This window comes from Streptomyces sp. NPDC053426, from assembly GCF_055585405.1.
Window position 1 is genome coordinate 159,719 of record NZ_JBVJKE010000006.1, and the last position, 21,444, is coordinate 181,162.

At 72.7% G+C, this 21,444-nt stretch carries 19 protein-coding genes; 8 read left to right on the forward strand and 11 right to left on the reverse strand.

Translation table 11 applies throughout. The features are described from left to right. Positions 1-19: 19 nt before the first annotated feature. On the reverse strand, positions 20-979 hold the full coding sequence (locus tag ACZ62B_RS14480; protein WP_344563486.1) for an esterase-like activity of phytase family protein: 960 nt from the start codon (positions 977-979) through the stop codon (positions 20-22). Between the two features lie 143 nt (positions 980-1,122). On the opposite strand from ACZ62B_RS14480, the gene ACZ62B_RS14485 reads away from it, so the two are divergent. Continuing rightward, complete coding sequence (locus ACZ62B_RS14485; RefSeq protein ID WP_468719471.1) at positions 1,123-1,929, forward strand: endonuclease I family protein; 807 nt, start codon at positions 1,123-1,125, stop codon at positions 1,927-1,929. A 212-nt stretch (positions 1,930-2,141) separates the two neighbouring features. Continuing rightward, entirely contained in the window at positions 2,142-2,498 is a 357-nt protein-coding gene (locus ACZ62B_RS14490; RefSeq protein WP_468719463.1) for a peptidase inhibitor family I36 protein, read from the forward strand. A 54-nt stretch (positions 2,499-2,552) separates the two neighbouring features. Here ACZ62B_RS14490 and ACZ62B_RS14495 read toward each other — a convergent pair whose 3' ends face one another. From ACZ62B_RS14495 to speB, 4 genes are read right to left on the reverse strand one after another with little or no spacing between them, the layout of a single operon-like run. After that, entirely contained in the window at positions 2,553-4,775 is a 2,223-nt protein-coding gene (locus tag ACZ62B_RS14495) for a tetratricopeptide repeat protein (RefSeq protein ID WP_469690499.1), read from the reverse strand. Next, positions 4,772-5,191: a hypothetical protein gene (locus tag ACZ62B_RS14500; RefSeq protein WP_344563495.1), complete on the reverse strand. Its 420-nt coding sequence runs from the start codon at positions 5,189-5,191 to the stop codon at positions 4,772-4,774. Before ACZ62B_RS14500 ends, ACZ62B_RS14495 begins: the two co-directional genes overlap by 4 nt. 59 nt (positions 5,192-5,250) lie before the next feature. Further along, a complete protein-coding gene (locus tag ACZ62B_RS14505; RefSeq protein ID WP_344563497.1) occupies positions 5,251-6,936 on the reverse strand; it encodes a thiamine pyrophosphate-binding protein in 1,686 nt (561 codons plus the stop codon). Then, the gene (gene speB / locus ACZ62B_RS14510) at positions 6,933-7,901 is read right to left on the reverse strand and encodes an agmatinase (protein WP_004931144.1); all 969 of its coding nucleotides are present in this window, start codon (positions 7,899-7,901) and stop codon (positions 6,933-6,935) included. The genes ACZ62B_RS14505 and speB overlap by 4 nt, the downstream gene beginning before the upstream one ends. 152 nt (positions 7,902-8,053) lie before the next feature. On the opposite strand from speB, the gene ACZ62B_RS14515 reads away from it, so the two are divergent. After that, complete coding sequence (locus ACZ62B_RS14515) at positions 8,054-9,649, forward strand: PucR family transcriptional regulator (protein WP_469690502.1); 1,596 nt, start codon at positions 8,054-8,056, stop codon at positions 9,647-9,649. Positions 9,650-9,763: 114 nt separating this feature from the next. Next, positions 9,764-10,555, forward strand: a complete 792-nt coding sequence (locus ACZ62B_RS14520) for a phosphatase (RefSeq protein WP_344563502.1) — start codon at positions 9,764-9,766, stop codon at positions 10,553-10,555. A gap of 67 nt (positions 10,556-10,622) precedes the next feature. Here ACZ62B_RS14520 and ACZ62B_RS14525 read toward each other — a convergent pair whose 3' ends face one another. The 4 genes from ACZ62B_RS14525 to ACZ62B_RS14540 all read right to left on the reverse strand — a co-directional run bounded on the left by ACZ62B_RS14525 (position 10,623) and on the right by ACZ62B_RS14540 (position 14,225). Beyond that, entirely contained in the window at positions 10,623-11,144 is a 522-nt protein-coding gene (locus tag ACZ62B_RS14525) for a DUF4232 domain-containing protein (protein WP_344563504.1), read from the reverse strand. Positions 11,145-11,382: 238 nt separating this feature from the next. Next, positions 11,383-12,252: an acyl-CoA thioesterase II gene (gene tesB / locus ACZ62B_RS14530; protein ID WP_468719462.1), complete on the reverse strand. Its 870-nt coding sequence runs from the start codon at positions 12,250-12,252 to the stop codon at positions 11,383-11,385. A gap of 35 nt (positions 12,253-12,287) precedes the next feature. Beyond that, positions 12,288-13,445, reverse strand: a complete 1,158-nt coding sequence (locus tag ACZ62B_RS14535) for an acyl-CoA dehydrogenase family protein (protein WP_469690505.1) — start codon at positions 13,443-13,445, stop codon at positions 12,288-12,290. A 183-nt stretch (positions 13,446-13,628) separates the two neighbouring features. Next, the gene (locus ACZ62B_RS14540) at positions 13,629-14,225 is read right to left on the reverse strand and encodes an SACE_7040 family transcriptional regulator (RefSeq protein ID WP_344563510.1); all 597 of its coding nucleotides are present in this window, start codon (positions 14,223-14,225) and stop codon (positions 13,629-13,631) included. A gap of 87 nt (positions 14,226-14,312) precedes the next feature. Between ACZ62B_RS14540 and ACZ62B_RS14545 the strand changes: the two genes are divergently transcribed. From ACZ62B_RS14545 to ACZ62B_RS14560, 4 genes are read left to right on the forward strand one after another with little or no spacing between them, the layout of a single operon-like run. Then, on the forward strand, positions 14,313-15,929 hold the full coding sequence (locus ACZ62B_RS14545; RefSeq protein WP_469690509.1) for a carboxyl transferase domain-containing protein: 1,617 nt from the start codon (positions 14,313-14,315) through the stop codon (positions 15,927-15,929). Positions 15,930-15,943: 14 nt separating this feature from the next. Next, the gene (locus ACZ62B_RS14550; protein ID WP_469690511.1) at positions 15,944-17,953 is read left to right on the forward strand and encodes an acetyl/propionyl/methylcrotonyl-CoA carboxylase subunit alpha; all 2,010 of its coding nucleotides are present in this window, start codon (positions 15,944-15,946) and stop codon (positions 17,951-17,953) included. After that, positions 17,950-18,897, forward strand: a complete 948-nt coding sequence (locus ACZ62B_RS14555; protein WP_468886271.1) for a hydroxymethylglutaryl-CoA lyase — start codon at positions 17,950-17,952, stop codon at positions 18,895-18,897. Before ACZ62B_RS14550 ends, ACZ62B_RS14555 begins: the two co-directional genes overlap by 4 nt. Positions 18,898-18,902: 5 nt before the next feature. Beyond that, positions 18,903-20,063 carry an acyl-CoA dehydrogenase family protein gene (locus ACZ62B_RS14560; RefSeq protein ID WP_344563518.1) on the forward strand — a complete coding sequence of 387 codons (1,161 nt, stop codon included), beginning with the start codon at positions 18,903-18,905 and terminating at the stop codon, positions 20,061-20,063. Between the two features lie 102 nt (positions 20,064-20,165). On the opposite strand, the gene ACZ62B_RS14565 is transcribed toward ACZ62B_RS14560, so the two are convergent. Next, positions 20,166-20,435: a response regulator transcription factor gene (locus ACZ62B_RS14565; protein WP_469690515.1), complete on the reverse strand. Its 270-nt coding sequence runs from the start codon at positions 20,433-20,435 to the stop codon at positions 20,166-20,168. Between the two features lie 376 nt (positions 20,436-20,811). Beyond that, positions 20,812-21,345 (reverse strand): SMI1/KNR4 family protein, encoded by a 534-nt coding sequence (locus ACZ62B_RS14570; RefSeq protein WP_468719460.1) that lies wholly within the window; start codon positions 21,343-21,345, stop codon positions 20,812-20,814. Positions 21,346-21,444 lie beyond the last annotated feature (99 nt).

Here is a 21,444-nt window from a genome sequence, read left to right on the forward strand (position 1 = left end):
TTTCATCCCTCCGCGATGTTCAGAGGCGTACGCGCAGAGCGTAGAGGCGGGTGGTCTGGTTCTCGTTCTGGTTGTCGTCGCTGACCAGGAGGAGGTTCAGGCGGCCCTTGGACCGGCCGGTGACGGTCATGCCCTCGATGTTGTCGAGGAGGGGATTGATCTGGGGCTGCTCGGCGGTGGCGCCGAGGGTGGGGCAGTCGGTGAGGTCGGCGAGCAGAGTCTTGTCGTACGCGGTGCCGTGGCGGTCGGCCAGGTGGAGCCGGACGGTGTTGCCGACGCCGGAGGTGAAGCCGCGCTCCAGGACGAGCAGCCGTCCGCCGGGGGTGGCGGTGATCTCGGAGACGCCGTGGCCCGGGTCGGTCCGGTAGGTGTACTGCGCGCCGGTCCTGAAGGCGCCGTGGGCGGTGCGCCGCCAGGTCTGGAGGCGGACCTGGTCGTCGGGGTCGCCGGCGAGGGGGTACTCCATGGACGCGATCAGGGTGCGTCCGCCGGGGAGGAGGGTCAGCCCCTCGAAGCTGCCGTTGGTCCGGGCGCGCGTACGGAGTTCCTCGGGTACGGGGAGCCGGTCGAGGATCTTCCCGTCACGGGAGTAGCGGCGCACGGTGGGCTCGGTCTCGGAGGAGACGAGGTACGTCCCGTCCCCGTCGACGACCAGCCCTTCCGCGTCGAGCGCGGCCCCGTTCTCGTCGGCGAGCGGGATCACGCCCTCGGGCCGCAGGGTGCGGGCGTCCAGCCGGAACAGGGCGGAGCGGTCGGAGAGGGCGGCGACCGTGCGGTGACGGTCCGGGGCGAGGGCGGAGAGGTTGCCGACGTAGGTGCCGTCGTACGTCGTCTTGTCGAGGGCGTCGGAGAAGCGGTCGACGGAGACGGACGGGGAGCAGGCCCCGCCGCCGTGCGCGGCGGCGGGGCCGGCGGCCGTGAGGCAGGTGGCGGCCGCGAGGGCGGCGGTGACGGTGGCGAGGATCGGTCGCAGGCGCATGGGCGGCACCGTAGGGCAGCCGGGTGACGGCCGGTCACCTCTTACCGACACATGACCGACACCTCTCCTTCACCCCCGCGCATACATGTCCATGTCACGCTTCGATCGGCCTTTCAATCAACCCGCGTAGATCGGACGCCCCCATGCCCGTGACACCCATACGCCGCCGCTGGAAGACCCTCGCCCTGGCCACCTCGGCCGTCCTGGTCGGCCTCGCCGTCCCCGCGCTGAACGCCCCCACCGCCGGCGCCGCGACCACCGCGTACGACGACACGTACTACGCCGACGCGATCGGCAAGTCCGGCACGGCGCTGAAGGACTCCCTGCACACGATCATCAGCGACCAGACGAAGCTCTCGTACTCGGCCGTCTGGAACGCCCTGAAGGTCACCGACCAGGACCCGAACAACAGCAACAACGTGATCCTGCTGTACTCGGGCATCTCCCGCAGCAAGTCCCTCAACGGCGGCGACGTGGGCGACTGGAACCGCGAGCACGTGTGGGCCAAGTCCCACGGCGACTTCGGCACCGCCACCGGCCCCGGCACCGACCTGCACCACCTGCGCCCCGAGGACGTCCAGGTCAACTCGATCCGCGGCAACAAGGACTTCGACAACGGCGGCAGCTCGTTCACCAACAGCGGCGGCAGCCTGACCGACTCCAACTCCTTCGAGCCGCGCGACGCGGTCAAGGGCGACGTGGCCCGCATGATCCTCTACATGGCCGTCCGCTACGAGGGCACCGACGGCTGGCCCGACCTGGAGCCCAACGACTCCGTCACCAACGGCAGCGACCCGTACCACGGCCGCCTCTCGGTCCTGAAGCAGTGGCACCAGGAGGACCCGCCGAGCGCGTTCGAGGAACGCCGCAACGAGGTCATCCACGACTCCTACCAGCACAACCGCAACCCGTTCATCGACCACCCGGAGTGGGTCGAGGCGATCTGGTAGCCACCGAGCGGGCGCCCCGGGTCCGCACGCCCCGCGCGTGCGGCGCCCGCCGCCCGGCGGGAGGCACCCCCGCCGAGCCTCCGGTTCGCTCCATCAGGTGGTGTGGACGGCGGACCGGGCCGATCGCCCCCTCCCCGCCGTGACCCTGGAATCACCCCGGCACGTCCGCCGGGGCGATTCCATGCCTCCACGACGCCTTACTGGAGAGTGCCGTGAAGACTCGTTCCTGGTCCCTCGCCGCCGCCCTCGCCCTGACCGCCCTCCTGCTGCCGGCCCACGCCGCGTCCGCCGCCCCGGCCGCACCCCCGTCGTGCCCCGACGGGTCGGTCTGCTTCTGGAGCGACGAGGGCTTCGACGGCGACTACTGGGAGTGGACCGCGCGCAGCGGCTACCGCGACATGCCGCCCCGCCTCCACGACCACGTCGGCTCGTTCGTCGCCAGTACCCGGGCCTGCTTCGTGAACTGGCAGCCCGTCGAGAAGCGGGACGTCTTCAACGGCGACTGGCGCTCCCGCTACCTCGGCGACTTCGGCGGACGCATCGACGGGGTCGGTCCGGGCGGCTGCTGACCCGCACGATCCGGGACGCCGCGGTCAGCGGGTACGGCTCCGTCGCTCCGTTCCTCAGGGACCCGCGGGCCGCTCCGCCCGGACCTCGGCGTACCAGGCGCGGGCCGCGACGGTCTCGGGGTGCTCCTCGCCCAGGATCGCGGCCCGCTGCTCGGCCACCTCGCGCGCGCTGTCGGCGGCCTGCTCCCGCTTGCCCTGCGCGTGCTGGGCGCGGCTGAGCTGGATGAGCACCCCGAGGACCAGCGGATGGTCGTCCCCGTACCCGGCCCGCTGTCCGGCGAGCACCCGGCGGAAGAGGTCCTCGGCCTCGGCGCCCCGGCCGGAGCGCAGGAGTCCCCGCGCCAGTGCGTCACGCGCCCACACGGTCACCAGGTGGTCGGGGCCGAGACGGCGTTCGCAGTCCCCCGCCAGCTCCTCGGCCGCCGTCGTGTAACCGTCGAACTCGTCCTGCGCGAGGCGGAGTTCCAGCATCTCGCAGCGGGTCTTGAGGGTGGCGACGTGGTCCTCGCCGAGCGTGTGGCGGCGACCGTCCAGGACTGTTTCCAGCAGCGTACGGGCCTGTGCCAGGTCGCCCAGGCGGTGCAGCACCCGCTGCAGTTCGTAGGCCGCGTCCAGGGTGCGCTCGTCATGGGGTCCGAGCGTGCGCAGCGCGTCCTGGTGGACCGGCCGCAGGAGGTCGGCGGCTTCGGCGTACCGGCCGAGTCTGAACAGGACGGGCCCCTGGCCCGACCGGGCCTCGACGGTGGCCGGGTCCTCGTCCCCCAGGTGTTCCGCGGCCGTCTTCGCGGCGGTGGAGGCCAGGGCCAGCGCGGCGGTCCAGTCCCCCGCCTCGTACACCAGCCGCGCGACACGGGCCGCGATCCGTACGGATTCCGCCGTCACCAGGCCGTGGCGGTGGGACCGGTGCAGCAGGCCGGTCGCGTGCGGTGCCAGGAGCCGCACCTGGGAGCGGGCCCGCGGTGACGCGGCGCCCTCCCGCGGCAGTGCCGCCCGCAGCAGCCGGCCCGCCGCTCCCGCCAGGAGTTCGCGCTCCGCGTCGGGCACGCCCGTGGCGACGCTGTCCAGCAGGACCCCGTGGGCCTTCACGCAGCGGTGCCCGTCCGTCTCGACCAGGTCGATCAGCGAGTGGTCGAGGAGCGCGCGCAGGGCCGGTTCGACGCGGGTGGCGGTCAGCGGCGGATCGAGGCGATCGAGCTCGTCGATCCCGCCCTGTGCCGCCGGCATCAGCAGTGACAGCGGCACGGGGTCCGCCGCCCAGAAGGAGAGCAGCCGCAGCAGGGCCGTCGCCTCCGGCAGGCCGCCTTCCGCCAGGCCGTCCAGCGAGAGCTGCCATGTGCGGCCCACGAGGTGGCGGGAGTGTCCGCCGCCGGTCGCCGGAGCCCCCCGGTCGACCAGGGCCGTCGACTCCTCGCTCAGTTTCCGGTCGTACTCGTCCATGGACCACGACTCCAGCAACTGGTGGGCCAGATGCGCCCCGGCCAGGGTCAGTGCCAGGGGCAGGCAGCCCAGGCGGCGGGCGACCTTCCGCGCGGACTCCCGCGTACCCGCGTCCGGGGCCAGGTCACGCAGGACCAGGGCCGCGTCCTCCAGGGGAAGCACACCGAGCCGGTGGCTGCTCACCCCCGGGGTGTGCCACAGCGGGGAGGCCGCGTGGCGGGTGGTCACCAGCACCGTCCCCGAGGGGCTCGGGCGCAACCAGGCGCCTTCCTCCAGGATGGCGGGGTCGTCGGCGTTGTCGAGGACCAGCAGCCAGGGCTGTGCCGAGTGGTCCAGGTGGTGCCAGACCAGGTCGGCCGCGGCGCGTTGGCCGCCGGCCGCGGCGGCCAGTTCGCCGTCGGCGGCACCGCGGTCACCGGCGACGGCGAGCATGCCGGCGCGCAGGGACACCCGTTCGGAGGCGTTGACCCACAGGCCGACGCGGCCGTGGTCCCGTACGGCCTCGGTGAACAGTGCCTGGGCGACGGCGGTCTTGCCGCAGCCGCCCATTCCGTGCAGGACCTGGATGCCGCCGCCGGGTCCGGCCACGGCGGCCCGCAGGCGCTCCATGAGGTCGGTGCGGTCCCGCAGGACGCCGGGCGTGCGACCGACCAGGGGCATGCGGACGGAGTCGGGGGCGGTTCCCCGGGGTTCGGCCGGGCCCGTCCACGGGTGTCCGAACAGCGGGGCCGAGCCCGGGGCGTAGTGGTGGACGTGTTCCTCGATGTACTGGTCGCCACCGGTCTGGTAGATCCGGGCGCTGCCCGAGGCGTGGCCCCGCATCGGTCTCGGCACGCTCATCGTTCGGTGATGTGCTGGTCGCGCCCGGCCTGGTAGACGCGGGCGCGGCCCGACGCGCGGGCCTGCAGACGGACCTGCCGCGCCTCCGGTTCCTCCGGAAGCGACGGGTTCAACTCGTCCAGGATGCGCCGCAGTTCGTCGGCGGCCTCCGGCTGGGCGAGCAGGAACCGCCGTACGCGGCCCTGCCATTCGGCGGTCAGCTCGGTCTCGGCTTCGGTGTCGCCGGCCTCGCGCGCGAGGAGCAGTTCCGCACGGCCCGCTTCCAGTTCCTCACCGACGCTCTCGGCTCTGGCGGGCTGGAAACGGCGCCACAGGGCGACCATGCCGTCCCGCGTCGACTCCCAGGCGTTCGTGACCATCAGTGTGACGACGGTCGTGCCCGCCGTCCCCGCCAGCGCGGCGATCTCCGGATCCATGGTCCCCCCTACGGCCGGCTCCCGATCCTAGGGCTCCGGACCGCTCGCGGCACAGGGTTTCATTCCGCGTGCGTCGGCGCGAACATCCGCAGCACGGCGGGGAGTACGACCACCGCGGGGCCCGGTGTCGTCAGGGCCTTCGCGAGGTCCTGTTCCAGGGTCTCGGGGCTGGTCCGCAGGCCGGGCACGCCGAAGGACTCCGCCAGGGCCACGTAGTCGGGGCGGGTCAGTTCCGTCGCCGTGGGTTCGCCGAAGGCGTCGGTCATGTACTCGCGGAGGATGCCGTAGCCGCCGTCGTCGACGATGAGCCAGGTGACGTCGAGGTCGTACTGGCGGGCCGTGGCCAGCTCGGCGACGGAGTACAGGGCGCCGCCGTCCCCGGAGACCGCCAGCACCGGGCGGGTGGGGTCGGCGACCGCCGCGCCGAGGGCGGCCGGGAAGCCGTAGCCGAGGCCGCCGGCGCCCTGGGCGGAGTGCAGGTGGTTGGGGCCCATGGCGTCGAACGCGGACCAGGCCCAGTAGGCCAGGATCGTCATGTCCCAGAAGGACGGCGAATTCGTGGGGAGGGCGCGGCGGACGGCCGTCAGCACCCGCTGTTCCAGGGTGAGTTCCTGGGCGGCGATGCGTTCGCGTACGCGGCCCAGCAGGTCCCGTACGCGCTCCGGGGCCGTCGTGTCCTCGCGCGGTTCCACCGTCTCCAGGAGCGCCTGGAGCGCGAGCCGGGCGTCGGCGTGGATGCCGAGGCCCGGGTGGTTGGACTCCAGTTTGCCGAGGTCGGCCTCGATCTGGACGACCCGGCCGCGCGGCTTGAACGTGTGGTAGTTCGAGGAGAGTTCACCGAGACCGGAGCCGACGACCAGCAGGACGTCCGCGTCCTCCAGGAAGTCGGTGGTGTGGCGGTCCTCCAGCCAGGACTGGAGCGACAGCGGGTGCGTCCAGGGGAAGGCGCCCTTGCCGCCGGGGGTGGTGACGACGGGGGCCTGCACGCGCTCGGCGAGCTGCCTCAGCTTGCCGGAGGCGTCGGAGCGGACCACTCCCCCGCCCGCGATGATCGCGGGGCGGGCGGCGTTCGCCAGCAGGTGGGCGGCGAGTGCGGTGAGTTCGGGGCGCGGGGGCAGCTCGTCGGGGGTGGCGTCCATCGCCGTCACCACGGGCAGGATCGTCTCCGCGAGGAGCACGTCCTGCGGGATCTCCACCCACACCGGCCCGTGCGGGACGGTCAGCGCCGACTTCCAGGCCTCGGCGATCGCCGACGGGATCTGGGACGCCGTGCGCACGGTGTGGACGGACTTGACCACGCCCCGGAACGAGGCCGACTGGTCGGGGAGTTCGTGCAGATAGCCGTGGCGGCCACCGCCGAGCCCGGCCGTCGGGACCTGGCTGCTGATCGCCAGCACCGGCGCCGAGGCCGCCGCCGCCTCCTGGAGCGCGGCCAGGGAGGTCAGCGCTCCCGGGCCGGTCGACAGCAGCAGCGGGGCGGCCTCGCCGGTGATCCGGCCGTACGCGTCCGCCGCGAACCCGGCGTTGTTCTCCACGCGCAGGCCGACGTAGCGCAGGTCGGAGCGGCGCAGGGCGTCGAACACGCCGAGGGCGTGCTGGCCGGGCAGGCCGAAGACGGTGGTCGCGCCGAGCCCGGCCAGGGTCTCCACGACCAGGTCCCCGCCGTTGCGGCCGGGGGGAGGATTCAGCGCCGCCTCCGTCTGCGCGGCGGTCGGGCGGAGCACCAGGTCGTGGTCGTGGGTCACTGCGCGCGGGCCTCCGCAATCTGACGGGACATGATCGTGGTCAGCTCGTACGCCGTGTGGGACGCGGCCACCGAGGTGATCTCGGCGTGATCGTACGCGGGGGCCACCTCGACGACGTCCGCCGAGACCAGGTTGCAGGAGGCCAGCCCGCGCAGGATCTCCAGCAGCTCGCGGGAGGTCATGCCGCCGGCCTCGGGGGTGCCGGTGCCGGGGGCGTGGGCCGGGTCCAGGCAGTCGATGTCGATGGAGATGTACAGCGGGCGGTCGCCGATGCGCTGGCGGAGCTGGTCGGCGACCTCGTCGGCGCCCCGGCGGTAGACGTCCGCGGAGGTGACGATGCCGAAGCCCATCTTCTCGTCGTCGGTGAGGTCCTGCTTGCCGTAGAGCGGGCCGCGGGTGCCGACGTGGGAGAGGGCGGAGGTGTCGAGGATGCCCTCCTCCACCGCCCGGCGGAACGGGGTGCCGTGGGTGTACTCGGCGCCGAAGTAGGTGTCCCAGGTGTCGAGGTGGGCGTCGAAGTGGAGCAGGGCGACCGGGCCGTGCTTCTTGGCCACCGAACGGAGCAGCGGCAGGGCGATGGTGTGGTCGCCGCCCAGGGTCATCAGGCGGGCTCCGGTGCCGAGGAGGTCGTCGGCGGCGGCCTCGACCGTCTCCACGGCCTCGTTGATGTTGAACGGGTTCACGGCGATGTCGCCGCCGTCCGCGACCTGGGCGAGGGCGAAGGGGGAGGCGTCCTGCGCCGGGTTGTAGGGGCGCAGCAGCCGGGACGCCTCACGGATGGCGTTGCCGCCGAAGCGGGCACCCGGCCGGTAGGAGACGCCCGAGTCGAAGGGCACGCCCACCACGGCGACGTCGGCGCGGCCGACCTCGTCCAGACGGGGCAGCCGGGCGAAGGTCGCGGGACCGGCGTACCGGGGGACGCGGGAGGAGTCGACGGGGCCGCGGGGCGTCTCGTTGCTGCTCATGGGACTGCCTTCTTTCCTGCTCTTCGCCTTGGATCGTGCATCCGCCCGCACCCGCGGGCTGCCGGTCTGTCCCGACCATAGAGCGGCGGAAAGCACCTGCGAAGTGTACGTTTCATCCATTCCCGCCGCACGGAATGGAGGAAGTGTCCAGCATGTCGGACCCCATGGTTCCCCCCACGCCACCCGTGCGTCTGGACGCACTCCTGGCACGCGAGGACCTCGGACTGCGCCGGGTCGCCGGGCCCGACGACCCCGGCACCGTCGTGCACTGGGCGCACGCCTCGGAGATGGCGGACCCGTACCCGTACCTGCTGGGCGGGGAGCTGCTGCTGTCGGCGGGGGTGCACATCCCGGAGGGGGCGGGCGCGGGGTACTTCGACGCGTACGTCTCGCGGATCGTGGCGGCGGGCGGGGCGGCGCTCGGGTTCGGCGTGGCACCGGTGCACGAGGCGGTGCCGGAGGCGCTGGCGGAGGCGTGCGAGATGCACGGCCTGCCGCTGCTGGAGGTGCCGCCGCGGACCACGTTCTCGGGGGTGGCGCGGGCGGTCTGGCAGCTCATGGCGCAGGCCCGCCTGGCGGAGCTGCGCCGGGTCACGGAGGCCCAGCAGAGCCTCGCCACCGCGGCGTCCCGCCCGGACCCGGTCCGCCCGGTCCTCCACCAACTGGCCCAACGAATCGGCGGCTGGGCCGCCCTGTACACCCCGGACACCACAGAACTCACCACCGCGGGAACCCCCCCACCCCCCGAGACAAGACAGTCCCTGGCGAACCTGGCCAAGGTGCTACGCCCCGACACGACCACCCCAGCCGCGGACAGCCGCACCGCCCCAGCCGCGGGCAGTCGTGCCGCTGGGGCGGCACGGGTGGGCGCGGCGGCACCCGGCGAACGCCGGCCAGTGACGCCCGCACCCGGCGAGCACCGACAAGCGGCGCCCACCCCCACCTCCGCCAGCGACACGGTCGACGGCACCCACCTCGCCGCCTACGCCCTCGGCCCGGAACACGGGTACGTACTCGGCGTGGCCTCGCCACAACGCGACCCGGGAAACCACACCATCGCCTCCGTCGCAGCCGTCCTGCTCACCCTCCTCACCGGCCGGCAACAGAGCGGCACCGCAGCAGCCCGCTCCTCCGCACTCGTACGACTCCTGCTGGGCGCCCCGCCCGAGGACGTGGCCCCCCTGCTCGGCGGAGAGCGCTGGCAAGTGGTCCACGCCCGGCCGGACGGCCCCACCCCACCGGACCCCCTGACCACCTCCGCGCTCGGCACGGCGCTCGGCTCCACCCTGGTCGACCCGACCGGCGAGGCCGTACGCGTCCTGGTGCCCGCCGACCGCCCCGTGGAGCCCCTTCCCGGCTGGACCCTCGGCGTCAGCACCGCCGCCGCCCCGCCCGACTGGCCGGACGCCGACACCCAGGCCGCCCGCGCCCTGGCCCGGGCCCGCGCCACCCGCGCCCCGCTGCTCCGGCACGGCGACCGTCCCGCCCTCGCCGACCTCGTCCCGCCGCACGACGCGGACGCCCACGCCCGAGCGCTGCTCGCGCCGATAGCGGCCGCCCCCGCCCTCACGGACACCCTGCGCACCTGGCTCTCCCTGCACGGCAGCTGGGACCGTACGGCGGTGGCGCTGTCCGTGCACCGCAACACCGTGCGGCAGCGCATCGCGCGGTGCGCGGCGCTGCTGGAGGCGGACCTGGACGACCCGGACGTACGGATGGAGCTGTGGTTCGCGCTGCGGCGCACATGAGGCCGTACGGGCGGTACTGAGTAGCCGTACGGAGTCGGCTGAGTACGCGTGACGCACGTCCCAGCGCGCGATACGCCAGGGACGCCCACAGGCCGCTGCCCCACAATGGGGGGCATGCCGATACCCGGGACACCCAGCCGCGCCGAACTCGTCGAACACCTGGTCGCCACCCGCATCGCGGGCGATGTCGCCACGCCGCGCGAGAACAACCTCTCCCACTACCGCAAACTGGCGAACGGCGACCGCCACTTCTGGCTCGGCCTGGAGCTCGGCGACCGCTGGACCGACGAGCAGGACGTGCTGGCGGTGATGGCGGAGCGGGTCGGCGTCAACGACGACCCCGAGCACCGGTACGGGCAGGACACCATCGACCCGGAGCTGACCGTGGCCGGGCTGGAGCGCATGGCCGGGCGGCTGCGCAAGGCGGCGGACGGGCGGCAGCGGGTGCTATTCGCGACCGGCCACCCGGGCGGGCTGCTGGACGTGCACCGCGCGACGGCCGCCGCGCTGCGGGCCGCCGGCTGCGAGATCGTGGTCATCCCGGACGGGCTGACCACGGACGAGGGTTACGTGATGCAGTTCGCGGACGTGGCGGTGCTGGAGCACGGCGCCACGCTGTGGCACACCCATTCGGGTGAGCCGATGAAGGCCATCCTGACCGCTCTGGAGCGTGCGGGCCGCCCGCTGCCGGACCTGGTCGTCGCCGACCACGGCTGGGCGGGTGCGGCAGGACAGTACGGCGTCGACTCCGTGGGCTACGCCGACTGCAACGACCCGGCCCTGTTCGTCGCCGAGGCGGAGGGCACCGTCCAGGTCACGGTCCCCCTCGACGACCACGTCACCAGCCCCCGCCACTACGACCCGATGACGGCGTACCTGCTGGCGGAGGCCGGACTGGCGCAGTGAGGGAGCCCGCGCCGGCCGGGTGCGGGGGACACACCCGGCCGGCGCGGGCAGCCGGTGGACCCGAGGGTCAGCCGATGAACGGGACGGCGTCGGCGGGGTCGGCGTGCCAGTTGGTGGCGACGGGCCGGTCGACCGTCGCGGTGTCGGGGAGGCGCAGCGTGACGGCGTTCTCCTCGTCACCGGCGACCGAGAGGTGGAGCCGGTCGAACTGCACGCCGTTGTCGTCGTTGGTGCTCTTGGGGCTGATGCCGGCGTAGGCGGCGGTGGAGCCGCCGAGGACGACGTCCTCGCTGACGCTCTGCTCGGCGGGCGAGAGCTCGGTGGCGGGGTGGGAGCCGAAGGAGCCGGAGGGGAACACGCCCTCCAGGTGGCAGACGATGCCGGGCTTGGCCTTGGCGGTGACGAGGTAGTAGCCGCCCGCCTGCGTCTCGGACGTGACCTTGAGGTTCAGGTCGCTGGTCGCGCAGGGCCGGGTGGTGGAGCTGCCGCTGTCGGCGGTGGCCGTGGCGGTGGCGGCGCCGCCCAGGGCGAGCGCGGCGACGGCGGCCAGGGCGAGGCGGGCGGAGCGGGTGGCGAAGCGAGAACGCATGGTGGTCTCCATGGTGTGACGTGGTGGATCGGCCGGCGAGCTGCCGGGACACCGGCGGGCTGCCGGGATGACCGCAGCTTGTGCCGTGATCCGTCCCACCCGCCACACCGGACGCCCATCACGGGACGCCGGAACGCTGGAACGGCCGCTGACCTGCGCGGATGCCAACCGCATGGAACGGTCCGCTGGGACGCGGACAGCCGGCTCCCGTACGCGGGACACGTACGGGGGAGCCGGCTCAGGGGCGCGGGACGCGGACCACGCCCTCCTGGATGACCGAGACCGCGAGGCGGCCGTCCTGGGTGTAGATGCGGGCCTGGCCGAGGCCCCGGCCGCCGTGGGCCGAGGGGGACTGCTGGTCGTACAGGAGCCACTCGTCGGCGCGGAACGGGCGGTGGAACCACATCGCGTGGTCCAGGGAGGCGCCGACGACGTCGCCGACGGCCCAGCCGCCGCGCCCGTGGGCGAGGAGGACGGAGTCAAGGAGCGTCATGTCGGAGACGTACGTGGCGAGGACGACGTGCAGCAGGGGGTCGTCGGCGAGCTTGCCGTCGGTGCGGAACCAGACCTGGGAGTGGGGTTCGCGGGGCTCGCCGAAGCGGCCGTAGGGCGGCTCGTCGACGTAGCGCAGGTCGACGGCGGCACGGGCCTGGAGGAAGCGCTCCACGACCTCGGGGGCGAGGTGGGCGTAGCCGCGCAGGCGTTCCTGCGACGTGGGCAGCGTGGCCGGGTCGGGCGACGGCGGCATCGGCTCCTGGTGGTCCAGGCCCTCCTCGTACGTCTGGAAGGACGCCGAGAGGTGGAAGATCGGCTTTCCGTGCTGGACCGCGACCACCCGCCGGGTGGTGAAGGAGCGGCCGTCGCGGATCCGGTCGACGGTGTAGACGATCGGGGCGCCGGGGTCGCCGGGGCGCAGGAAGTACGCGTGCAGGGAGTGGGCGGGCCGGTCCTCGGGGACGGTCCGCCCGGCGGCGACCAGCGCCTGCGCCGCGACCTGCCCGCCGAAGACGCGGGGGACGACGGCGCTGCGGGAGTGGCCGCGGAAGATGTTCTCCTCGATCTGCTCGAGGTCGAGCAGATCGAGGAGATCCTGTAGTGCCTGACTCATGAGGTCAGTTGTATACAGCAGGGATTTCGGGGGGCTTACAGCCCCATGTCCTTGGCGATGATCGTCTTCATGATCTCGCTGGTGCCGCCGTAGATGCGGTTGACGCGGTTGTCCGCGTACAGGCGGGCGATGGGGTACTCGTTCATGTAGCCGTAGCCGCCGTGCAGCTGGAGGCAGCGGTCGATGACGCGGTGGGCGACCTCGGTGCAGAACAGCTTGGCGCTGGCGGCCTCGGCGGGGGTGAGCTCGCCGACGTCCAGGGCCTCGGTGGCGCGGTCGGCGACGGCCTCGGCGGCGTCCACCTCGGCCTGGCAGGCGGCCAGCTCGAACTTGGTGTTCTGGAAGTGGGCGACCGGCTTGCCGAAGACGGTGCGCTCCTGCACGTACTGCTTGGCGAACCGGACGGCGGCCTTGGCCTGCGCGTAGGCGCCGAAGGCGATGCCCCAGCGCTCGGAGGCCAGGTTGTGGCCGAGGTAGTAGAAGCCCTTGTTCTCCTCGCCGAGCAGGTCCTCGACGGGGACCTTGACGTCGACGAAGGCCAGCTCGGCGGTGTCGGAGGTCTTCAGGCCGAGCTTGTCGAGCTTGCGGCCCACCGAGTAGCCCTCGGACTTGGTGTCGACGGCGAACAGGGATATGCCGTGGCGGCGGTCCTCGGCCGTCGGGGCGGCGGTGCGGGCGCAGACGATCACCTTGTCGGCGTGGACGCCGCCGGTGATGAAGGTCTTGGCGCCGTTGAGGACGTAGTGGGAGCCGTCCTCGCTGAGCTTGGCGGTGGTCTTCATGCCCGCGAGGTCGGAGCCGGTGCCCGGCTCGGTCATCGCGATGGCCCACATCTCCTCGCCGGTGACGAACTTCGGCAGGTAGCGCTTCTTCTGCTCGTCGGTGGCGAGCATCTTGAGGTAGGGCAGGGCGAGCAGCACGTGCACGCCGGAGCCGCCGAACTGGACGCCCGCGCGGGCGGTCTCCTCGTAGAGGACGGCCTCGAACTTGTGGGTGTCCATGCCCGCGCCGCCGAACTCCTCGGGCACGCTGATGCCGAAGATGCCCAGCTCACCGAGCTTGTAGTAGAAGTCGCGGGGCGCCTGGCCCGCCGCGAACCACTCGTCGTAGACGGGGACGACCTCGGCCTCGATGAAGGCGCGGATGGTCTCCCGGAACGCCTCGTGATCCTCGTTGAAAACCGTACGGCGCACTGTCCGCCACCCTTCTCCGCGCCTAAACCGGCGCCGCTCTCGCGCACGTGGTTGCTCGCCGTCGGGGTTCCTCAATGGATGGTTGCGACCCGCATGGCTAAGCGCTTGCTCATCCAAGATACCGGCGAGTATCCACAGCCGTCCAGGGTGGAGGACCCGTAACGCTCGTCACCCCGGCCGGGGTCAGCGCGCGCCCGCCGCCGCGAACGCGCCCCGGGCCATCCGGTGCAGCAGCTCGGCGGTACCCGCGCGGCCGGGCAAGGAGCCGGGGCGGGTCAGGTGGGGGGTGGAGTTGAGCAGGCCGAACACCGAGTGGACCGCCGAACGGGCGGCCGGCTCGGCCAGCTCCGGGTAGAGCTCGCGCACCACCCCGACCCACAGTTCGACGTACTGCCGCTGCAACTGGCGCACCAGCTTGCGGTCGGTGTCCCGGAGGCGGTCCAGCTCACGGTCGTGCAAGGTGATGAGGGGGCGGTCGTCGAGCGCGAAGTCGATGTGCCCCTCGATCAGCGAGTCGAGGACCGCCTCGGGGGCCACCCCGTCGGCCTCCTTCAGGCGCCGCTTCGCACCGGTCAGGAGCTGGCCGCTGATCCCCACCAGCAGCTCCGCGAGCATCGCGTCCTTGCCCGCGAAGTGCCGGTAGAGCCCGGGGCCGCTGATGCCGACCGCGGCGCCTATCTCGTCGACCCCGACGCCGTGGAAGCCGCGGTCGGCGAAGAGCCGGGCGGCCTCCTTGAGGATCTGCTCGCGGCGGGTGGAGGCGTCGGTTCTGGTGGCCATGGAGACGATTCTAGACAGCACGGTTAGCGCTCGTTAACCTGGAGGAAATGCGTTAACGCTCATTAACAAGGTGAGGGGACCCGCAGGATGCATGAGGCACCGGAGCTTCACAGCGCGGCCGATCCCGCGTCGGAGGCCTTTCGGGCCAACGAGGAGGCGCACCGCGTCCTCGTCGAGGAGCTGCGCGGCAAGCTGGCCGCGGCGGCGCTCGGCGGCGGCGAGCGGGCGCGGGCACGGCACACCGCGCGCGGGAAGCTGCTCCCGCGCGAGCGCGTGGACACACTCCTCGACCCCGGCTCGCCCTTCCTGGAACTGGCCCCGCTGGCGGCCGACGGGATGTACGAGGGGCAGGCCCCGGCGGCCGGTGTGATCGCCGGGATCGGGCGGGTCAGTGGCCGGGAGTGCGTGGTCGTGGCCAACGACGCCACCGTCAAGGGCGGCACGTACTACCCGATGACGGTGAAGAAGCACCTGCGCGCGCAGGAGGTGGCCCTCGACAACCGGCTCCCCTGCGTCTACCTGGTGGACTCCGGCGGCGCCTTCCTGCCGATGCAGGACGAGGTGTTCCCGGACCGGGACCACTTCGGGCGGATCTTCTACAACCAGGCCCGGATGTCCGGCGCCAGCATCCCGCAGATCGCGGCGGTGCTCGGCTCCTGCACGGCGGGCGGGGCGTACGTCCCGGCGATGAGCGACGAGGCGGTGATCGTCCGGGGCCAGGGCACGATCTTCCTCGGCGGCCCGCCGCTGGTGAAGGCGGCCACGGGCGAGGTGGTCACGGCGGAGGAGCTGGGCGGCGGCGAGGTCCACTCGCGGGTGTCGGGCGTGACCGACCACCTCGCGGAGGACGACGCGCACGCGCTGCGGATCGTGCGGAACATCGTCTCCACGCTCCCCGCGCGGGGAGCCCTGCCCTGGAGGGTCGAGCAGGCCGTCGAGCCCAAGGTGGACCCGGCGGGGCTGTACGGCGCGGTGCCGGTCGACTCCCGCACGCCCTACGACGTACGCGAGATCATCGCCCGGATCACCGACGGCTCCCGTTTCGCGGAGTTCAAGTCGGAGTTCGGGCAGACCCTGATCACCGGCTTCGCCCGGATCCACGGCCACCCGGTGGGCATCGTCGCCAACAACGGCATCCTGTTCTCCGAGTCCGCGCAGAAGGGCGCCCACTTCATCGAGCTGTGCGACCAGCGCGGCATCCCGCTGGTGTTCCTGCAGAACATCTCGGGCTTCATGGTGGGCCGGGACTACGAGGCGGGCGGTATCGCCAAGCACGGCGCCAAGATGGTCACGGCGGTCGCCTGCACGCGCGTGCCGAAGCTGACGGTGGTGGTCGGCGGGTCGTACGGGGCGGGCAACTACTCGATGTGCGGGCGGGCCTACTCCCCCCGGTTCCTGTGGATGTGGCCCAACGCCAAGATCTCGGTGATGGGCGGCGAGCAGGCCGCCTCCGTCCTCGCGACCGTGAAGCGGGACCAGCTGGAGGGCCGCGGCGAGGAGTGGCCGGCCGAGGACGAGGACGCCTTCAAGGCCCCGATCCGCGCGCAGTACGAGCGTCAGGGGAACGCCTACTACGCGACGGCCCGCCTCTGGGACGACGGCGTGATCGACCCGCTGGACACCCGGCAGGTCCTGGGCCTGGCCCTGACCGCGTGCGCCAACGCGCCACTGAGTGACCCTCAGTTCGGCGTCTTCCGGATGTGAGGGGACGGACAACGATGTTCGAGACAGTGCTTGTGGCCAACCGGGGCGAGATCGCGGTGCGCGTCATCCGCACACTGCGGTCGATGGGCGTGCGCTCGGTGGCGGTGTACTCCGACGCGGACGCCGACGCCCGGCACGTGCGGGAGGCCGACACGGCGGTACGGATCGGGCCGGCGCCCGCCTCGGAGAGCTATCTGTCGGTGGAGCGGCTGCTGGAGGCCGCCGCCCGCAGCGGCGCGCGGGCGGTGCACCCGGGGTACGGGTTCCTCGCCGAGAACGCCGCCTTCGCGCGGGCGTGCGAGGAGGCGGGGCTGGTGTTCATCGGGCCCCCGGCGGACGCGATCGCCCTGATGGGCGACAAGATCCGCGCGAAGGAGACGGTGAAGGCGGCGGGCGTGCCGGTGGTCCCCGGCTCCAGTGGCAGCGGCCTCACGGACGGGCAGCTCGCCGACGCGGCCCGCGACATCGGTGTGCCGGTGCTGCTGAAGCCGTCGGCGGGCGGTGGCGGCAAGGGCATGCGCCTGGTGCGGGACGCTTCGGCGCTGGCCGACGAGATCGCCGCCGCGCGGCGCGAGGCCCGCGCCTCCTTCGGCGACGACACGCTGCTGGTCGAGCGGTGGATCGACCGCCCCCGGCACATCGAGATCCAGGTGCTGGCGGACGGCCACGGGGGCGTGGTCCACCTGGGCGAGCGCGAGTGCTCGCTGCAGCGCCGCCACCAGAAGATCATCGAGGAGGCGCCCAGTGTGCTCCTCGACGAGGGGACCCGGGCCGCGATGGGCGAGGCGGCGGTCCAGGCGGCCCGCTCGTGCGGTTACCGGGGCGCGGGCACGGTGGAGTTCATCGTCCCGGGCAACGACCCGTCGTCGTACTACTTCATGGAGATGAACACCCGCCTCCAGGTGGAGCACCCGGTCACCGAGCTGATCACTGGCCTCGACCTGGTGGAGTGGCAGCTTCGGGTGGCGGCGGGCGAGCCGCTGGCGTTCGGGCAGGACGACGTCCGGCTCACCGGGCACGCGGTGGAGGCCCGTGTCTGCGCGGAGGACCCCGCGCGGGGCTTCCTCCCCTCCGGCGGCACGGTGCTGAGGCTGCGCGAACCGCAGGGCGACGGCGTGCGCACCGACTCCGGGCTGAGCGAGGGCACGGAGGTCGGCAGCCTCTACGACCCGATGCTGTCCAAGGTGATCGCGTACGGCCCCGACCGCGCGACCGCGCTGCGCAGGCTCCGGGCGGCGCTGGCGGAGACGGTGACGCTGGGCGTGCGGACCAACGCCGGGTTCCTGCGGCGGCTGCTGGCGCATCCGGCGGTCGTGTCGGGGGAGCTGGACACGGGGCTGGTCGAGCGCGAGGTGGCCGGGCTCGTGGCGGACGCGGTGCCGACGGAGGCGTACGCGGCGGCGGCGCTGCTGCGCCAGGCCTCCCTCCGGCGGCCCGCCGACGGGTCCGGCTGGGCCGACCCGTTCGCCGCCGCCGACGGCTGGCGGATGGGCGGCGAGCGGGCGTGGACGGCGCACCACCTGCGGGTGGCGGGCCACGACCCGGTGACCGTGCGCGTGCGCGGCACGGCGGACGGCGGGACGGAACTGCTGCTGCCGGGCGCCGGCACCCCGGTGCGGGGGTCCGCGGGCCCGGTGGGCGGGCACCGGTTCACCTGCACGCTCGACGGCGTCGCCCACACCTTCGCCGCCCTGCCGGACGGCACCTGGCTCGGCAGGGACGGCGACGCCTGGCACGTACGCGACCACGACCCGGTCGCCGCGTCCCTCACCCGCGCCGGCCAGGCGGGTGCCGACTCGCTGACCGCGCCGATGCCGGGCACGGTGACGGTGGTGAAGGTGGCCGTCGGCGACGAGGTGGCGGCGGGCCAGAGCCTGCTGGTGGTGGAGGCGATGAAGATGGAGCACGTCATCTCCGCCCCGCACGCCGGCACGGTCACCGAACTGGACGTGACCCCGGGCACGACGGTCGCGATGGACCAGGTGCTGGCGGTCATCGCACCGGTGGAGGAGGAGACGGCATGAACGCCCCGGAACTGGGCCTGCCCATGGTCGTACCGGCCGAGGGCCTGCCCGCGCGGGTCCGCATCCACGAGGTCGGCGCGCGCGACGGACTGCAGAACGAGAAGGCGACCGTCCCCACGGCCGTCAAGGCGGAGTTCGTCCGCCGCCTGGCCGGCACCGGCCTGACCACGATCGAGGCGACGAGCTTCGTGCACCCCAAGTGGGTGCCCCAGCTCGCGGACGCCGAGGACCTGTACCCGGCGGTGTCCGACCTGCCCGTGTCACTGCCCGTCCTGGTGCCGAACGAGCGCGGACTGGACCGCGCGCTGGCGCTGGGCGCCCGGCGGGTCGCGGTGTTCGCCAGCGCCACGGAGTCCTTCGCCAGGGCCAACCTCAACCGCACGGTGGACGAGTCGCTGGCGATGTTCGAGCCGGTGGTGCGGCGGGCGAAGAGGGAGGACGTCCACGTCCGCGGCTATCTGTCGATGTGCTTCGGCGACCCGTGGGAGGGCGCGGTCCCGGTCCCCCAGGTGGTGAAGGTGTGCCGGGCCCTGCTCGACATGGGCTGCGACGAGCTGAGCCTGGGCGACACCATCGGGGTGGCGACCCCGGGCCATGTGACGGCCCTGCTCACCGCGCTCGGCGAGGCGGACGTGCCCGTGTCCGCGCTGGCCGTGCACTTCCACGACACCTACGGCCAGGCCCTGTCCAACACGCTGGCCGCGCTCCAGTACGGCGTCACCACGGTCGACGCCTCCGCCGGCGGACTGGGCGGCTGCCCGTACGCGAAGTCCGCCACCGGCAATCTCGCCACCGAAGACCTCGTGTGGATGCTGCGGGGCCTCGGCATCGACACCGGGGTCGACCTCGACCGTCTGGTCGCCACGAGCGTCTGGATGGCCGCCCACCTGGGCCGAACCAGCCCGTCCCGCACCGTACGAGCCCTCTCCCACCAGGAGCAGTGAACGACATGGACCACAAGCTCTCCCCCGAACTGGAAGAACTCCGCCGCACGGTCGAGGAGTTCGCGCACGACGTGGTGGCGCCGAAGATCGGTGACTTCTACGAGCGGCACGAGTTCCCGTACGAGATCGTGCGGGAGATGGGCCGGATGGGCCTGTTCGGGCTGCCGTTCCCGGAGGAGTACGGCGGCATGGGCGGCGACTACTTCGCCCTGGGCGTGGCCCTGGAGGAGCTGGCGCGGGTGGACTCCTCGGTGGCGATCACCCTGGAGGCGGGCGTCTCGCTCGGCGCGATGCCGGTCCACCTCTTCGGCACCGAGGAGCAGAAGCGCGCATGGCTGCCCCGGCTGTGCTCGGGCGAGATCCTGGGCGCGTTCGGCCTGACGGAGCCCGACGGCGGCAGTGACGCGGGCGCGACCCGTACGACGGCCCGCCTGGACGAGGCCACGGACGAGTGGGTCATCAACGGCGCCAAGTGCTTCATCACCAACTCGGGCACGGACATCACGGGCCTGGTCACGGTCACGGCGGTGACGGGCCGCAAGCCCGACGGCAAGCCGCTGATCTCGGCGATCATCGTCCCGTCCGGCACACCGGGCTTCACGGTGGCGGCCCCGTACTCGAAGGTCGGCTGGAACGCCTCGGACACCCGGGAGCTGTCCTTCCAGGACGTCCGTGTCCCGGCGGCCAACCTCCTCGGCGAAGAGGGCCGCGGGTACGCGCAGTTCCTGCGCATCCTGGACGAGGGCCGTATCGCCATAGCGGCGCTGGGCACGGGTCTCGCGCAGGGCTGTGTGGACGAGTCGGTGAAGTACGCCAAGGAGCGGCACGCCTTCGGCAGGCCGATCGGCGCCAACCAGGCGATCCAGTTCAAGATCGCCGATATGGAGATGAAGGCCCACACGGCCCGCCTCGCCTGGCGCGACGCGGCCAGCCGTCTGGTGGCCGGCGAGCCGTTCAAGAAGGAGGCGGCGCTGGCGAAGCTGTACTCGTCCACGGTCGCCGTGGACAACGCCCGTGACGCCACGCAGATCCACGGCGGCTACGGCTTCATGAACGAGTACCCGGTGGCCCGCATGTGGCGCGACTCGAAGATCCTGGAGATCGGCGAGGGCACGAGCGAGGTCCAGCGGATGCTGATCGCACGGGAGTTGGGGCTGGCGGGCTGACCCCTTCGCAGCCGGACGGGCCGACCGGTCCTCTCCCACCGGTCGGTCCGTCCGGCAGCCGTCCCCGCCGGCGCCGGCCGTGAGCGGGATCCGGCCGGCGGCTCAGGCCGCGATCGGCGGCCCGGCGCCGAGGCGCCGTTCACCGCTCACCGGGTCGTCGAACAGTCCCAGCTCCTGCGCCCTGGCTCCCAGAGCGACCCGTCCCGGCACCTCCCAGCGCCGCATCAACTGCTGCACACGCCGCTGCACGGTCCGATGGCCGAGCCCCAGACGGCGGCCTATCGCCGCGTCCCCGAGCCCTTGGTACAGCAGGCGCACAATCTCACGATCCGACTGGCTCAGCGTCATTGCCCTGGTCACCCACACCCCCATAAAACGGAACCGGATCCACCTCACAGGCGGCTCTCACGGAACCCTAAGCTCTTGATCATCTGGAGGAACGAACCGTCATCGCACAAAGCGGTCACACCCGGCTCGATGAAGCTGGCGCGAATACGCCAAACCTCACAGGAGTCGAACGTTTTCATCACGTCGACGTCGCAGCGTCTCCACCGGCTCGGCCCACGCCGCCCCGGCCGCCGGCATCGACGCCGTCGAGCGGGTACCGCCCCTCGGCCGCGATGTCGAGCAGCCCGATGACGAGCCGGCCGTGCTGGAGCCGCCGTACAGCAGGAACTTGAGATCGCCGTCCGCCTCGAAGGACACCTCCTGGTTTCGGCCGGGGAGCGTCCTTGTCCCGCGATCGGTTTCACGACCAGACGAGGCGTCCTTCGGCGACCGAGCCGGTCGGATGGCTTCCCCCGGCGATGCTCGTCAGCATCGCCGCCACGGAGTCGAAGCAGTCGGCCAGGGAGGGGTACTCACCGGTGGTCGTGGCCTCGCCCACGAACCGGCTGCCGACACTGCCGTCCCGCGCGTCGATGAACCTTCCCGACCAGCCGTCCTGGTCCGACAGGAACGGGATCCACTCGTCGATCCCCTCGGGCAGCGGACGGTTGGCGTGGAGCTTCTCGATCGACCGGATGCCCAGGAAGAAGCTCCCCTCGTCCGGAAACCCGGCGAAACCGGAGCATGCCGCGTCGTCGTCCGTGTCCCCCTCGGGGAGGTCGAGATTGTTCCGCAGCAGCCACGCCCGCAGGTCATGGGGAAGGGCGATGCCCATGCGCTCCCCGGCGGCCGCGAGCATCCGTTCCGTGGCCGGCCCGGGCAGATCCGCGTGATCGGCCGGGGCGTGCTCCCGGAGGAGACCCGTCACCCGGGACCGGCTCTCCACCACACGCATTCCGCACCGTCCTCTCCGCACGGATTCCCCGTACGGCCGTCTCACGGACGTCGGTCGACAGGGCCCCACCCCTGGACAGAGACTGAGGTTAGGCTAACC

Coding starts and splice junctions, on each gene's coding strand:
- ACZ62B_RS14480 (WP_344563486.1), bottom strand. CDS start 979: ATGCGCCTGCGACCGATCCTCGCCACCGTCACCGCCGCCCTCGCGGCC.
- ACZ62B_RS14485 (WP_468719471.1), top strand. CDS start 1,123: ATGCCCGTGACACCCATACGCCGCCGCTGGAAGACCCTCGCCCTGGCC.
- ACZ62B_RS14495 (WP_469690499.1), bottom strand. CDS start 4,775: ATGAGCGTGCCGAGACCGATGCGGGGCCACGCCTCGGGCAGCGCCCGG.
- ACZ62B_RS14500 (WP_344563495.1), bottom strand. CDS start 5,191: ATGGATCCGGAGATCGCCGCGCTGGCGGGGACGGCGGGCACGACCGTC.
- speB (WP_004931144.1), bottom strand. CDS start 7,901: ATGAGCAGCAACGAGACGCCCCGCGGCCCCGTCGACTCCTCCCGCGTC.
- ACZ62B_RS14515 (WP_469690502.1), top strand. CDS start 8,054: ATGTCGGACCCCATGGTTCCCCCCACGCCACCCGTGCGTCTGGACGCA.
- ACZ62B_RS14520 (WP_344563502.1), top strand. CDS start 9,764: ATGCCGATACCCGGGACACCCAGCCGCGCCGAACTCGTCGAACACCTG.
- ACZ62B_RS14525 (WP_344563504.1), bottom strand. CDS start 11,144: ATGCGTTCTCGCTTCGCCACCCGCTCCGCCCGCCTCGCCCTGGCCGCC.
- tesB (WP_468719462.1), bottom strand. CDS start 12,252: ATGAGTCAGGCACTACAGGATCTCCTCGATCTGCTCGACCTCGAGCAG.
- ACZ62B_RS14540 (WP_344563510.1), bottom strand. CDS start 14,225: ATGGCCACCAGAACCGACGCCTCCACCCGCCGCGAGCAGATCCTCAAG.
- ACZ62B_RS14545 (WP_469690509.1), top strand. CDS start 14,313: ATGCATGAGGCACCGGAGCTTCACAGCGCGGCCGATCCCGCGTCGGAG.
- ACZ62B_RS14550 (WP_469690511.1), top strand. CDS start 15,944: ATGTTCGAGACAGTGCTTGTGGCCAACCGGGGCGAGATCGCGGTGCGC.
- ACZ62B_RS14555 (WP_468886271.1), top strand. CDS start 17,950: ATGAACGCCCCGGAACTGGGCCTGCCCATGGTCGTACCGGCCGAGGGC.
- ACZ62B_RS14560 (WP_344563518.1), top strand. CDS start 18,903: ATGGACCACAAGCTCTCCCCCGAACTGGAAGAACTCCGCCGCACGGTC.
- ACZ62B_RS14565 (WP_469690515.1), bottom strand. CDS start 20,435: ATGGGGGTGTGGGTGACCAGGGCAATGACGCTGAGCCAGTCGGATCGT.
- ACZ62B_RS14570 (WP_468719460.1), bottom strand. CDS start 21,345: ATGCGTGTGGTGGAGAGCCGGTCCCGGGTGACGGGTCTCCTCCGGGAG.